The 14,765-nt window shown below is 45.6% G+C and carries 11 protein-coding genes; 1 reads left to right on the top strand and 10 read right to left on the bottom strand.

Annotated features, from left to right (window positions below; all coding sequences use genetic code 11):
- Window positions 1–9: 9 nt before the first annotated feature.
- The 10 genes from lepB to ACQY73_RS09300 all read right to left on the bottom strand — a co-directional run bounded on the left by lepB (window position 10) and on the right by ACQY73_RS09300 (window position 13,830).
- On the bottom strand, window positions 10–1,149 hold the full coding sequence (lepB, locus tag ACQY73_RS09345; protein WP_428664621.1) for a signal peptidase I: 1,140 nt from the start codon (window positions 1,147–1,149) through the stop codon (window positions 10–12).
- A 37-nt stretch (window positions 1,150–1,186) separates the two neighbouring features.
- Window positions 1,187–1,906, bottom strand: coding sequence for a 4-hydroxy-tetrahydrodipicolinate reductase (gene dapB / locus ACQY73_RS09340; RefSeq protein ID WP_428664618.1), 720 nt, complete (start codon window positions 1,904–1,906; stop codon window positions 1,187–1,189).
- A gap of 27 nt (window positions 1,907–1,933) precedes the next feature.
- Window positions 1,934–2,623, bottom strand: a complete 690-nt coding sequence (locus ACQY73_RS09335; protein WP_428664615.1) for a DUF5683 domain-containing protein — start codon at window positions 2,621–2,623, stop codon at window positions 1,934–1,936.
- The gene (locus ACQY73_RS09330) at window positions 2,620–3,543 is read right to left on the bottom strand and encodes a ParB/RepB/Spo0J family partition protein (RefSeq protein WP_428664612.1); all 924 of its coding nucleotides are present in this window, start codon (window positions 3,541–3,543) and stop codon (window positions 2,620–2,622) included. Before ACQY73_RS09330 ends, ACQY73_RS09335 begins: the two co-directional genes overlap by 4 nt.
- 99 nt (window positions 3,544–3,642) lie before the next feature.
- Window positions 3,643–4,446 (bottom strand): ParA family protein, encoded by an 804-nt coding sequence (locus ACQY73_RS09325; protein WP_428664609.1) that lies wholly within the window; start codon window positions 4,444–4,446, stop codon window positions 3,643–3,645.
- 313 nt (window positions 4,447–4,759) lie between these two features.
- The gene (locus tag ACQY73_RS09320) at window positions 4,760–6,922 is read right to left on the bottom strand and encodes a 3-coathanger stack domain-containing protein (protein ID WP_428664606.1); all 2,163 of its coding nucleotides are present in this window, start codon (window positions 6,920–6,922) and stop codon (window positions 4,760–4,762) included.
- A 15-nt stretch (window positions 6,923–6,937) separates the two neighbouring features.
- Window positions 6,938–7,627: a Bax inhibitor-1/YccA family protein gene (locus tag ACQY73_RS09315; protein WP_428664603.1), complete on the bottom strand. Its 690-nt coding sequence runs from the start codon at window positions 7,625–7,627 to the stop codon at window positions 6,938–6,940.
- A 27-nt stretch (window positions 7,628–7,654) separates the two neighbouring features.
- A complete protein-coding gene (locus tag ACQY73_RS09310) occupies window positions 7,655–10,639 on the bottom strand; it encodes a 3-coathanger stack domain-containing protein (protein WP_428664600.1) in 2,985 nt (994 codons plus the stop codon).
- Between the two features lie 179 nt (window positions 10,640–10,818).
- Window positions 10,819–12,300, bottom strand: a complete 1,482-nt coding sequence (locus ACQY73_RS09305; protein WP_428664597.1) for a tail fiber domain-containing protein — start codon at window positions 12,298–12,300, stop codon at window positions 10,819–10,821.
- Window positions 12,301–12,342: 42 nt separating this feature from the next.
- The gene (locus ACQY73_RS09300) at window positions 12,343–13,830 is read right to left on the bottom strand and encodes a tail fiber domain-containing protein (RefSeq protein WP_428664594.1); all 1,488 of its coding nucleotides are present in this window, start codon (window positions 13,828–13,830) and stop codon (window positions 12,343–12,345) included.
- 280 nt (window positions 13,831–14,110) lie between these two features.
- On the opposite strand from ACQY73_RS09300, the gene ACQY73_RS09295 reads away from it, so the two are divergent.
- Complete coding sequence (locus ACQY73_RS09295; protein ID WP_428664591.1) at window positions 14,111–14,752, top strand: 3-keto-disaccharide hydrolase; 642 nt, start codon at window positions 14,111–14,113, stop codon at window positions 14,750–14,752.
- Window positions 14,753–14,765: the final 13 nt, after the last annotated feature.

Raw genomic sequence — 14,765 nt, 5'->3', positions numbered from 1 at the left:
TAGAAAGAATTAGTCAATAAGTCTAAACAAACGATTCCAGCGGATTTTGTTCAGAACCGACTTTGGGTTTGGGTCAATGGACATCCAAATAAAGACCGCTTTTCCGACGATATGATCGGCAGGAACAAACCCCCAAAAGCGTGAATCGGCTGATTCATAACGGTTATCACCCATCATAAAGTAATAATCCTGATTGAAAGTATAGCTTGTGATGGCCTTGCCGTCGATACTGATGGTGTTTTTATCTACCACCACTTTTGCCGCATCATTGTGGTCAAAGAATTTGATCACGTGAGCGTATTTAGCTACGTTGGCCGAGTCCAGTTGAATTGTTAGCCCCTTTTTAGGAACCTGAATCGGACCCCAAAAATCAGGATTCTGTTTGGCCGCTGCCGGGAATAGCCCCATTTCGGTACTGCCGGGAGCGTAGCGATATTCGTGTTTGACGTCTTTGATAAAACTGTGTTTGCGCAAGCCTTCCACAATTTGCGGTGTTGTCCGAATTTGGTACAGGAACTTATTCGGAGCTAAGGAATCGCCCGGGTAGGCACTGTAATCCTGAATGTCTTCATTTTCAAAGAAGCGGTCATCCAATAGATCCGTTGACCACATACGGTAGTAAAACTGAGCTTTTGCGGGTACCTCGGCCGGTTTACCATTTACGTACACGTCGGCACCTTTGATGTCGATCAAATCTCCGCCGACACCGATACAACGTTTAATAAAGTTAGTACGTAGGTCGACGGGAAATGCCTTGTAACCACCGTTGCCCTGTGCGGGATCTTCAAACGGTTCGTCAGGGTCGCCCGGATAATTGAACACGACCACGTCATTCCGCTTTACGTCCGAAAAGCCCGGCAGGCGGTACATCGGAAGTTGGATCAAGGTAGAAAACGATGGAATATTGGTTCCCCAAATGGTTTGGTGCGTGAGCGGTACCTGCAGTGGCGTGCCGGGTGTACGCGCACCGTAATGGAGTTTGCTGACAAAAAGGAAGTCACCGATCAAAAGACTTTTTTCCATTGACGACGACGGAATGGTGTAGGCTTCTAAAAATAACCAACGAATTAGGGTAGCTGCTACAACGGCAAAAACAATGGAATCGAGCCATTCTCTAAAGGCTGATTTTTTGGGAGTGGGTTTTGACATTTCCGGTGATATTGAATGCAATTTTTAAAATGAATAACTAGGCTTCGCCGAGCAGATCGTCCATTCCGTAGACTCCCTCGCGAGGGGAGAGCCATTCGGCGGCAACGACTGCTCCCAAGGCAAATCCCTGACGATTATGAGCTACGTGTTGAATTTCGATGCGGTCAACGTCGGAATCATAGCGAATAACGTGAGTGCCGGGCACCTCGCCTTCGCGCAAAGATACAATTGGGATTTGATTTTCAGCAACATCGGCTTTATTCGCCCACTCTGTTTTGGTGCGAAGATTTTCTATCAGCCCCTCGGCGAGCGTAATTGCTGTGCCGCTTGGCGCATCCAATTTATGGATATGATGGATCTCAGTAGTATGCACCTTATATTGTTCATAAGGAGCTATGAGTTTGGCCAAATACTTATTTAACCGAAAAAAGAGATTGACCCCGATGCTGTAATTGGATGCGTAGAAAAAAGCGGCACCGTTCTCTTTGCACAATAGCTCGATCTCCGGACGGTGTTGCAGCCAACCCGTAGTACCGCATACGGTGGGCAAGCCTTTGCTCATGCACCATTTGAGGTTTTCGTAGGCTGCTTCGGGGGCGCTGAATTCAATGACTGCATCTACATTTTCACGGCTGAAAGACTCTAATTCGTGACGATTACTGACGTCAATCTTTCCGATTATTTGGTGACCGCGACTCAGGGCTATCTGTTCGATTACTTTGCCCATCTTGCCGTAGCCAAGAAGAAGAATGTTCATTAATTTGGGAATAAGATCAGATAATTATTATTTAATGGGTATCACTAATTTGGCTCCGATAACGCTTCCGGTAAATGTATTGTATCCGCCGGCAGGTTCAACACGAAAAGATATATCTTCCGACATATCGAAGGTTTTTAAGTGGGCTGCGACGTTGGCTTCGACGATATTGAACGCCCAAACGACCGTCAACATGATAATATTCAAATCCCGGTAGCGACGATAAAAATCTTTCCCTTTCGTGATTTGATCGAGAGTTAATGTACGTGTTATTTTTTGGCCCCGTATGTACACATCAGATTCTGTATGTAATACTTTACCGGACTCCTGATCATAACTGGCAAGGTAAGGGGTTAAATAGTCGTGATAACGGATGTTAAAATAACGGATAAAATAACCGACGGTCCCAAAACCTACGTATACGAAAGGCATTTTCCAGTATTGCTTATTATAAGCCTGCCCAAGGCTTGGAACCATGAGCGAATACATAGCGGCTTTGCGGGGACTATGCTTTACGGCGGGTTTTGGCGCAATGACTTTGGTAAGCGTATCTTTTAGAGCCTGTATCTTTTTGAGTGAATCAGGGCGTAAAGTATCAACGACGACCGCAAGCCGGGATAAACGTTTTTGCAAAGAGTCCGTTCTGATCTGTTGGCCTAATACTCCCATCAATCCAAACCCACACCAACAAACGATAAGTAATCCTGCCCGTTTCACGATTCAAATTTTAAGACCTTTAAAATACGTTCCAATTCATCCTGCGAAGTAAAAGGAATTTTGATCTCGCCCTTTTGTTTATCGTCGGTTTTGATGGAAACCTTTGAACCGAAATAAGAAGAAAGTTTAAACTGCAACGACCGCAATTCCTGCTTTACTACACTCGGGCGACGTTCGTTGGTGCCGGTATCAGGAACTTCCATTTGAAGACTGCGAACGGCATCTTCCACTTTCCGTACCGACCAGGCTTCCTCGATGGTTTTGCGGAACAGTTTTAGTTGTACGTCAGCATTATCAATATTAATGATTGCCCGGGCATGACCCATGGTGATCTGGTCGTCGCGAAGAGCGGCTTGGATCATAGGAGGCAGTTTTAGCAGACGAATATAGTTATTGACCGTTGTGCGGTTTTTACCAACGCGCTCGCCCAATTCGTCCTGTTTAAGACCGCAATCCGAGATAAGGCGCTGATAACTAAGGGCAATTTCAATGGCGTTAAGGTTTTCGCGCTGAATGTTTTCGATCAACGCCATTTCCAGCATTTGCTGGTCATTGGCGGTACGAATATACGATGGAATATGGGTCAGGCCCGCAAGCTTGGAAGCCTGTAAACGTCGTTCTCCCGAAATCAATTGGTACCGATCCCGACCGATCTGACGTACGGTAATGGGTTGAATAATACCTTGAATACGAATGGATTCGGCCAATTCATTGAGGGCTTCTTCGTCAAAACGTGTACGAGGCTGAAAAGGGTTGACGTCAATCTGCTCCACGTGAAGTTCATTCATCATGCTCACGTTATCGTAAGGCGGCAGGGGGCGCGTAGAACGATTGACGTTATCGCTGTCATGGAGTAATGCACCCAAACCACGTCCGAGGCCTGTCATTTTTTTAGGAGCAGCTTTACCGATATTTTCCATGTTTGAAGATTTTTATGATTGTTGGGTTGAATGGTAGACGTAACTTCTTGCAGCGTTTTTACGCTTGCCAACGGGCGGGGCAAATGCCTCACCAATACATCAATTGGCCTTTCGTACAGCTTGTTCGTCTTGTTCAAGCAGCCCATTCTTACTTAAAATTTCGCGGGCAAGGTTAAGATAACTAACCGCCCCTTTGCTGTCTGAATCCTGCGCAATGGTAGGAACACCATAACTTGGGGATTCACTGAGACGGATATTTCGAGGAATAATGGTATTGAATACCATGTGTTTGAAATGAGCCGTTACTTCATTCACCACTTGGTTTGAAAGGCGCACGCGCATGTCGTACATGGTCAGCAGGATACCCTCAATGGCCAAGTTGGTATTAAGTCTTGTTTGAATGATCTTAATCGTATTGAGTAATTTACCCAACCCTTCCAAGGCAAAATACTCGCATTGTACGGGCACGATCACCGAGTCGGCCGCCGTGAGGCTGTTGATAGTGATCAAACCCAGCGAAGGCGAACAGTCAATGATGACAAAATCATAATCATCTTTGATGGGCCATAGTGCCTCTTTCATTTTTTCCTCGCGGTTTTTGAGATTGATCATTTCGATCTCGGCCCCAACAAGGTCAATATGAGAAGGCAAAAGGTACAGATTTTCGAAGTTGGTTTCAACGATAGCTTCCTGAGGAATAACCCCTTCTACCATACATTCGTAAATACTGTACTCAATTTCTTTGGGGTTGAAACCCAAACCCGAGGTAGAGTTGGCCTGAGGGTCAGCGTCTACGATCAGGGTTTTAAAATCAAGTACTGCTAAGCTTGCTGCCAGGTTGATGGCAGTGGTCGTTTTGCCGACGCCACCTTTTTGGTTGGCTATTGCTATAATTTTGCCCATTGTTGTTAGGTTTACCGCCTCCAAATATCCATCTTTATTCGGACTCTGCCAAACTGTTCCACGTAAAAAATGTTAAATGTTTCACGAATTGCTTATAAGCAGTTGGCAGTTAACCCTTAGCAGAGCACGAATTGGTTTTTTTGATGGAATTTGTCGACAAATTGAGCATGATACAGCAAAGAACGTGCTAAAAGCATGAGATTGAGGTACTTTATGAAATGATTAAATTTTCATCATAATTTAATCACCTTTTGGGAAAGCTGACCGGCCTCTACATCCACATTTGTACTGAGTGGCATTCAGCGCGAAAAAATCAATAACCACAACCCTCAATGGCTGCCTTAAAAACACTTCCGGCCATAGTCTCAAAACCTGTAGTGAGCGAAATGGATTTTGTGCCGGTGTAGGAGGCAATTCCGCCGTTAAACAGTTTATTGGTTGCGGTGATCGTGGCTGCGGAAAGAATGCGGTACTCCTGTACCGAAACATCATTAAGCGGGCTGCTTAATTGGGTCGTAATTCCTGCCGAAACAGTTAAAGCAGTAGTGCTTTTGAGGATAGCACCGGGGCTGTAAACGTATAAATAACCGCAGTCGTCCCAAACCATTTTGAAGTAAGTGCCTACAATTCCGGCAATAGGAACAAAGGTAGAAGAAGCCGTAAACGGTGGCGTAACGGTAAATAAAGCAGGAGTGCCTTGCCCCGTTGTGGTGCAGTACGCTTTGCCGGTATTATCAAAAATTATATCGGTAACACCTTTATAGTCAGGCAAAACAGCGCTTGTGAAATTGGAGTAAGTTGTGCCGTTGTCGGTTGAAAAACGAAGCGTTCGTTGCCCGCCTGCTCCTACCAGTATGTCGCCCATTGGAGAAATTTCAATGATACCCACATTGCTGTTCAGCCCCGGTAAGGCGTATAAAGAAAAAGTGTTGCCGGCATCCGTAGAACGATAAACGCCGTTCGATTCACCGGCCACAAACATATTTCCGGCGGCATTTGCGGCGGTACAATAACCTAAACCGCTTAATACATTTAAATCTATCCAATTGTCGCCGTGGTCGTGCGAAATGGCTAAACTTGAACCTACAATCGTTGCCGAAGGTACTTGAGACCCAAAACCATGCGAACAGATTAAGTCGCCATTGGACAATTCGGCCATTTCGAGATAACGCCAATCTTTGGCAATGTTGACGGGTGTCCATGTGGCACCGTCATCTTTTGATTTATACAAAACACCGTCTCCGAAACCGACACTGCCGGTTCCTAAATAGCGCCAAACGGCACAAAACAAATTCCCCTGACTATCGCATTTCAACAATGAAACATTATGGCGCGTTAAGCCGACATTAGCAGGCTGCCACGTAGTGCCGCCATCCATTGACTTGAAAACGCCCTCGTCGGTGCCGTAGAAAATATGGTGATCGGGCGAGGCCGTTACGGCAATGTTTCCGTTCGTGTTAAAAACACCGCCCGATAAACCTGTTTTAGAGGAAATCCAGGTAGTACCATTGTCTGTTGAGCGAAACACGCCCCAACCGACCGCAAAAAGGGTAGTGTTACCCGTAAACAATACGCTCCTGATGGACGTCGAATTGATACTCGTTCCAACCTGTGACCAATTTGCCCCACCGTCTGTACTTTGGTATAGCTTTCCGACAAGCGTGCCTACTTGGTCAAAATTAGACCCTGTTCCGACCACAAGGTGTGCAGGGTCAGTGGGGTTGATGGCAACCGAACGAATAGCATCGGCCGGAAGGCCGGTATTTAAGGCAAGCCAGGAGGTGGTGCCGTTGGGCAATTTGAAAAGACCTCCATTTGTAGAGGCAAACAGATCACCGGTGGAGGCAAAGGTGAGCTTATTGACGATCAAATTACCCAGACCGGTGTTGATCGCTGACCAAGTGCTGCCGTTATAAGAAAAAACGCCGCCGTCTGTGCCGGCAAAAACGGTCGTTGAAATCGGATTGATGGCAATGGAATTGATGTCGGTATTCGTCAGACCGTTGGTGATGCTTATCCAAGTGCTGCCATTGTATTTGTAAAGATTGCCGGCAGTGAAACAGCTTGTATAGCTGTGCGCTCCTGCGTAATAATTTCCGGCAGCATCAATGGCAATCGTTCTGATGGGTATCGGAACGCCGCAATTCGTTGTGATACCGGTATTGATCGCCGACCAAGTACTGCCGTTCCAGAGTTTTACACCTCCCTGTTCGGTTGCGGCTACTAATTGATTGGAGTTATTGAAAACCAGCGCATTTATTTGCCCGACGCCAATGCTGTTTCCGCCAAGCCCCGTCCAATTTTGCCCGCCGTCGGTCGAAGTAAATACGCCTTTTGTGTGCGAAGCAAGGAATAGATTGCCGTTGTTGTCCTTGACAATGTCATGGTAGGTGGTAAGTGGCCCTTTGATGGAAGTGAACGTTTGGGCAAAACCTACAATACTGAAACAAACGAAAAAAAAGGTAATTGTTTTCATAGGAAAATTACATTTTTATGATCCACTCTTTTTATCTCGTTTGTTAACCGCAAATACGATGGCAAGAAATAGATAGTAGAGGTCTAAGTACAGCGCAAAAGCGCCCATGACAGCGGCGATTTGATGAGACTTATCAGTGCCCACTTTATCATTCATTTCTTTTATCCTTTTGGAATCGTACGCAGTGATTCCTGCAAAAACGGCTACCGCTATACACGAAGTAATAAACTGAAATTGGTCATATTTGCCAATAACATTGAGCCAAACGTTCAACAGTATCCCAACAAAAACCAGTAGAAGCAGATTTCCCCGTGAAGTTAAATTACGTTTGGTAAAATAGCCAAATGCGCTCATTATCAAGAACATTCCTGCCAAAATGAAAAATGTACTTATGATATAGTTTTCGGTAAAGAATTGAAAAATCAAAGGGAGTAGGAGTCCATTCAAAATAGAAAAACCCAAGAAAAGCGGTCCGATATTGGAAGAGGCCATTTTTTCTAAATTGAAGGAAATCCAAACAACAAAGCCTAATTGTCCGATTATTAAAGCGCTTAAAACGATATAATTGCTTGTGATGGATTGGACCAAATAGTAATTCTGCAATAGCTTAAATGAGATGAAACCACTGACCATCAATCCGGCGGCCATCCAGCCAAAAACATTTGTGGTAAAATGTATTTCTTCTGAGACAGCGGCATTTTTCATAGAAATTGTTTGTAATTGGTATAGTTGTCAAAAGCCGCATCCACCGATATATGCCTTGAAAACGCTGCCGCTTTGCGCCTCAAAACCTGCCTGCAATGTGACCGAACTGCCACCGTTGAATGTGACAGTTGTTGCGGTCAATATTTTCGTCTGTATATCATTTTGAGTTGTGATCACATTGGAGGCATCGTATTTGCCGGCTGTTATGTTGCCGGTCAATGTTTGCGTTTCCGGGCAAGGCGGTGAACTTCCTGTTTCCTGAACGAGAATATTGTCCAAAAACAAACGATTACCCCAACCTCCAACATCTTCAAAAATTAACTCAACCTTTTTGCCGGCATAGGCCGATAAGTTAACACTTTCATTGCGCCATTGACTGCAATCTGCGGGCGTAAAAAGCGTGGTTTGGTCCGGAGCGGTTGCCAGCGTACTGCCTGATTTGTCATAAACGAGCTCTTGCGTGCCATCGCAGGTAATGGCCCAAACGCGCAGTTTATCAAATTTTGAGGCATCATAACGGGCATAGGCTACATCAAAAGTGAGTTTGGCTATATCCATATTGGAGAGGTCAACAAACCGCCGAAGTTTATCTGATTTGCCGGTATTGTTCGCTGCACGATTGTTAATGACGGCCGCGTTGGCATGACAGGTATTGCTTTCCGTTTCCCATTTAACGGCGTCGTTATCAAGATTTTGATTGATCCAATTTGTTAAATTTGAGACAAATTTTTCGTTGACCGGCTCGGCAATATGCACCGAAGGGTCGTTGGGAAAGGCATCATAAATATCCTTTACGCCATCGTTGTCGCTGTCAATTCCTTTGACATAATTCAGTAATGTGGTCAACGCCTGTGGTGCATTGGCGGGAGAAGGCTGTCCTGCCTGATTCAACGTACTTTCACCGTGACAGGAGGTGCAGGTTCGAACTTCACCGGGTTTGGTGCTTACCCACAATCGTTCCCGAACAATGCCTTTATTGTTGGCGTCGGTCAACTGCCAGGTTAACGCCCGTTTTGCCGGAACAATCATGGCCGCTGAGCCGTCGGGGTGTATATTTGCACTTCCTTGGGCGCCGGTGGTTGGTGGATTGTAAAGCATGGCGGTGGGATCATGCAGGAATTTGGCGATCCCTCGTCTTCCGGCCTTCGGGGTGTTCATTCCGCCTATGCCCCGTACCAGATCATTTTGCAGGAATTGCAGGTGTTTTACTTCGTAAACGGGAGCAGGCTTACTTGGGTTGATGGTTTGATGAGTGTTGCCGGATACTTTCAAATTGAAAGGTTGCTGTTGATCGGCATCGTCGCGGCTCGTAACATCCCGAATAGCAAGCACCGATAAATTATTACGACGCAGGAATTTCTGAAAATCATGCAAATTCACGCCCGCCGATGTAAAAAGCGCCTGCTCAGAGGACGCTATGGTTTCCGGATGAAGGGTTGGCGTTGTGGGCAACGGTGTGGCTTTCACTTCTACCGGGTAGGTTTCCCACAATATTCCATTATAGCTAAGCTTTACATCAGGACTCCACCACGAAACGCTTTTGGTAATACCTGCACCTGTTAAAGCGGTATCACTTGCTTTAAAATAGCTACCGGTTGGCTCTAATAAGCGAATCCGATAATTGTATTTGCTGAGTGGTATGGTGTCGGAACCAATGTTTTGATCGTAAGAAGGTGATTGGGAATGCGATACAATAACTTTGCCATCAGAAAGCGGCATGGGATTACGGTACATTCCCGAATGGTTTGCTGTGGGAGTATTGGTTGGATTTCGCGTTTCGGGATGGGTTATATAAGTAAAGGTGACTTGTTCGGCGTGCATGCCGGGGGGCGCATTTACTTTCACCACCATGCCCGAACCGTGGGTGCCGAATTCGGGTGCTTCAATGCCATAATAAAGTCCCGGCGTTACCGGCGATTCATGAATATGAAACATGGCCCGAATCGGGTTAGGGGTAATAGGCGTATAAAAATCGTGCAGGTTGGCGTCGTTGGTAAAGTTTTGAACCAGATAGTTTCCCATGTCATGTCGGCCAATATGGTTCAAAATTTCCATTTCGGTGCCGTCTTCGTTCATCATCCATGGATTAAAGATATTGAAGGTTTGCGGATTGGTATTTGCCCATTGCGGAAGCGACAACAGATCATTGCGGCCGGGGCGCGGCTCGGGAAATATCTCACCGTCGGGTAAAATGGCTGATTTTACTGCATTGGCGTTTTCATCGGCGTAGTTAAAAGTGCCATAAGTGGAAGCATTACCATCCAAAATTTCCTCCACATCGGCATCGGCCTGTTGGTCACGTTGGAGGTGATCCCATCGCGTAAAGATTACACGTCCGGCATGGTCAATACTTGGCGTAAAATCTCCGGAAGGCGAATGGGTCAGCATTTCAAGTCCATCAGCTACGGAGCAGGCCTTGGGGTCGAGCCGCCAAATACCCGTTACGGAAGGAGAGGATTCGTATTCGTCGTGTTGCGGATACAAATGGGCAGCGCCGCCCAACGGCATATCGGTGGTGAAAATGATACGGTCATCGGTACCGTAAATGGGTTGGACGTTGTTGTAGCCAATCGGTTGGTTGGGCACAAGCGTGATCACCGGTGTGTCGTTTTTTCCCAGGCCTGTAATTTCGTATAACTTCCACGTATAGCTTTGAACCTGATAGCGTGTTGTAGCTGAACCGATCACCATGCTGAACAGCGCTTTTGTTCCGCTCCAATGAACGGATGGGTCACGGACGGCGATGGAATTGGCTCCCTGCATACCTGTTTGACCATATCCGGCCAACTGCGTCAAGTTCTTTAATGTACCATCGGGGTATCGAATATAGAGGTCGCCGCCGCGAGGCGCAGAGAAGGTACTTGCCTGATGATTTCCAAATGTTTCCAGCGAAGTGGCAAATCCAAACGGTTGAGGCACCTGCGTACAAAACAGTATCGGATTAGGTAAAGTTTGTGCGCTGAGTGTCAGGGTGCTACATAATAATATACCTAAAATAAAATATCTTTTCATAACATATTTTGTTTACAGTTAAGGCTGATTTTGGTATATGTTTTTTCCCTAAAGATTAAGAATCTCCGGAAAAGTAGCGCTGTTTTTGCCGTTTCTTTTGGGCACTTTTGATTTAACGGTCACTTTTCGTTTGGAAGAAAATCATTGATTTACCTTCCTCTTTTTGAAACAGTTAAGGATTAATTGTCCTTAAAAAGCTTCTCCATTTCCTCCACTCGTGCCGTCATGGTTTTGATATCAGGATGGTGTTGCTCCAGTTTTTCAACCCGTTCGTTCAGGGCTTTAAGGGCTTCGACAAACATGGGCACAAAATCACCATAAGAGGAGGATAAATAGCCTGCTTTGTTTTCATATACTTTTGTGGGGAAAATCTTTCGTAATTCCTGAGCGATAAAACCATACTGAGTGTTCTGCTCAGGTTGCGCGATCAATGTATAATTCACGCCTCGCATTTGAAGTACTTTTTCTAAAACTGTTTCGCGGTTGAGCGCGACAATTTCCTTTTTCAGGCGTCTGTCGGAAGGGAATTGCCAACTGCCTGAGCCTATGGTTTTGAACGCGGCTCCCTGAACTTGAAACGCTTCACTGCGTGTGCTGAATTCATTTTCGCCTGTAGTAGACATATTGCACCCAACGCACACTTTTCGGGCTGAGAAATCACCGCCGATCAGGGTTATGTTTGCCTCAAAGGGAACATTATTGGCGTCAATGTAGAGTTTATTGCTGCCCGTTTCGAAATAACCCGCTTCCATGCCTATCGCTACGTTTCCTGATCCTGAAACATTATCATGCAGTGCGTTACTTCCAACTACTACGTTTTTGGCTCCGGATGTATTCTGTACAAGTGCGTAAAAACCTACTCCTACGACACTTTGACTGTTGGAGCTCGTCAGCGCACTTTCTCCGAAAGCGACACCGGAACTGCCGGTAGTGGATAAAACCAGAGCAGAAGAGCCAAAAGCAGTATTTGAATTGCCCGTCGTATTATTTTGAAGAGATAATTGGCCGAAGGCAGCATTGTTTGCGCCTTTCTGGTGGTTGATCATAGCGTTTGATCCAAAAGCCGCATTATTATCTCCCTCGGTATGAAATTGCAGGCTTTTAGTTCCAAAAGCAGATTGGTTATTGGCAGATACATTAGCAGTTGCGGAATACGCGCCAAAAGCGGCATTTCCATTGCCGAAAACGTTGTTGTAAAGGACTGACTTGCCAAAGGCGGCATTATCACTCCCTTCCATGTTATACGTTAGAACATTATGACCAAAGGCGGCATTTCCGTTGCCTATTATGCTTCCAAGCACGCCATCCATTGTTGAAGGGCCAAAGGCTGAATTATTGTATCCCTGTACATTGAGTCGAAGTGAATAGGTGCCTACAGCCGTATTGCTGTTACCATTGTAAGCATTGGGCGAATTCAGGCCACCGGCAAGCATTGTTTGTGCACCAATAGCGGTATTGTTTGTGATGGTTGATGCCGCAATCAAGGCCTGATCTCCAAGTGCTGTGTTGGTGGAAGATACATTTGGATTGTTATTCATTTGTCCGGAAACACCGGTTGGGGTGAGGGTAATGCTGTAATTCAGGCTGCCGTTCGTAATGATCTGAGCAAAATTGGTCAGGGAAATCAGCAGCAAAAAAAGGGATAAAAAAGTCGTTTTCATGGTTTGCAGCATGTTAGAATGAAAAATTTCAGGATTCTTATGTTACCGACTTTCGACTTTTTTCACCAACTTTTCATTCAGTGCATCCAATCGGGCATTTAGGTTTTTCAGTTGGTTGTTTTCCTGTTCCAGCTTTTCGATCTTGTCGTGCAGGGCTTTGATGGATTCTACGATCATGGGGTCAAAATCACCGTACGAAGCGGACAAATAACCGGCTTTATTTTCCGTCACTTTTTCGGGAAAAATAGCTCTCAAGTCCTGAGCGATAAAGCCGTACTGCATTCCGCGCTCAGGATGAGCCTTCAATTCGTAGGTAACGCCCTGCATTTTTAAGACTTTCTGCAACATTTCATGGCTATTCAGTGAAACGATGTTTGTTTTCAATCTTTTATCGGAGGGGAAGGCCCAATTTCCTGAGCCTAACGTCTTAAATGCCTCACCTTCCACCTGAAATGCTTCTGATCGGGAGGCGAAGTCGTTCGTACCTACTGTAGTCAAATTGCGATTGATGCCTACTTTATTATTCGCAAAATCACCACCGATCAACGGAGCGGCGGTGTTACTGTTGTCAATATAAAGCCGATTGCTGCCGGCTTCGTTGTAGCCTGCATTGTAGCCGATAGCCACGTTGGTATTGCCCATAGTATTATTTAGAGCGCTCTCGCCAAGGGCTACATTATTCATTCCGTCGATATTGGCATAGAGTGCATTTTTACCTACGGCCACATTATCACTGCCCGATTGGTTGGAATACATGGCCTGATAGCCCATGGCAGCATTATTGATTCCGCCCAGGTTGGATGTCAAAGCATTGGCACCCAACGCCGTATTGCTGTTGCCGGTATTGGCCTGAAGCGCATTGACCCCAAATGCAGAATTGTATTGGCCGGTCAAATTGGAAGCCAGTGCATTATAACCAAACGCCGAATTGTTAATCCCCGTAGTATTTGTCGACAGGGCGTTATTGCCAAAGGCAGAATTATAATCGCCGGTGGTATTGGCTTTTAACGAATTTGTTCCGAAAGCGGAATTTCCAACTCCCGGATTACCGGCAAGGGTGGTATTGGCTGCCAGCGCATTGGTACCAAAAGCAGAGTTTTCGAAGCCGGTAGTGTTATTGGCCAAGGCCGAAACCCCCAGCGCCGAATTACTGAAGCCGGTCGTGTTGGCATTCAATGCCAGATACCCGAGAGCCGAATTTTGGTATCCGGAAGTGGTGTTTTGCAAAGCTAAACTGCCAACGGCCGTGTTTCCGCTGCCCGGATTTTGACCGGAAGGAGTAACCGTGATTTTAGAAAGCGTTTTGTACCCAATAGCGGTATTGTAAGTGGCAGTGGTAGCGAGCCTGAGGGCATCTTCTCCCAAAGCGGTGTTGGTGAGGGAAAGGGTGGGAGAGGCAACATTGCTGTTTATACCCGCAGGTGTAATGGTAATGCTTTCAGACGTAGAGCGAGTCGCAAAGATTTGTGCATTTGTTGTTGAATAGATTAAAATTAAAGCGAGGAAGCTGACAGGGAATAATGTTTTCATAGTTTCTATAATAATGAATGGAAGGAGTTTTTATGATATGTACATTTTTTTCTGATCGTTGAGAATATTGATTAGCTGCGTTTTCAGAGACCTGAGTCAAAGGTTACTTTTTCTTTTGCCCGCAGGAAAGATATAAGCCTAACCCGTGGTTAATTGACGGTGAACCGTAGAAATGAGTAAGGGAAGCAAAACGGGAAGAAGTCTAAGCGGATGGGCGTTTGCTGAAAGTAGAAAAAAACCAAAATGCCTTTAATCCAATATAAATAACAGGATATCTCTTATGGCAAAGTATCTCTTGATTTACGCAGCAGCGGGCATGATCACCCTGACCAACTTTTTTCTCACGCCTTCTCAAAAAACGGCCGCCCTTTTTGACGGGAAAAGTTTTAAAGGGTGGGAGGGTGATACGGTAAATACATGGCGCATTGAAAACGGAGCGATTGTGGGCGGTTCATTGGTGACCAAAGTGCCTCACAATGATTTTCTTTGTACCAAACGCAGCTACTCAAACTTCATCTTAAAGGTCAAATTCAAATTGAGCGGCACCGAAGGTTTTATCAACTCAGGCGTACAGTTTCGCAGCAAACGACTGACGGATCCTGCATACGAAATGACCGGTTATCAGGCTGACTTGGGCGATAATTATTGGGCAAGCTTGTATGACGAATCAAGAAGAAATAAAACGCTGATCGCCCCGGAAGCTGCTTTGGTAAAAAAAATATTGAAACCCGGTGACTGGAACGACTTTGAAGTCCGCGCAGAAAATCGCCGTATTCGTATCTTTTTGAACGGACAGCAAACCGTTGACTATACCGAACCGGACGAAACCATTCCCCAAACGGGCATTATCGGACTACAGATTCACGGAGGCGGAAAAGCAGAAGTTGCCTATAAGGATATAATCATGCAGGAATTAAACTAACTTAACCTATACC

This window comes from Runella sp. (assembly GCF_965279615.1).
Classification (GTDB): domain Bacteria; phylum Bacteroidota; class Bacteroidia; order Cytophagales; family Spirosomataceae; genus Runella.
The sequence above is the reverse complement of the archived record's forward strand: the minus strand, read 5'-3'. Positions and strand labels throughout refer to the sequence as shown.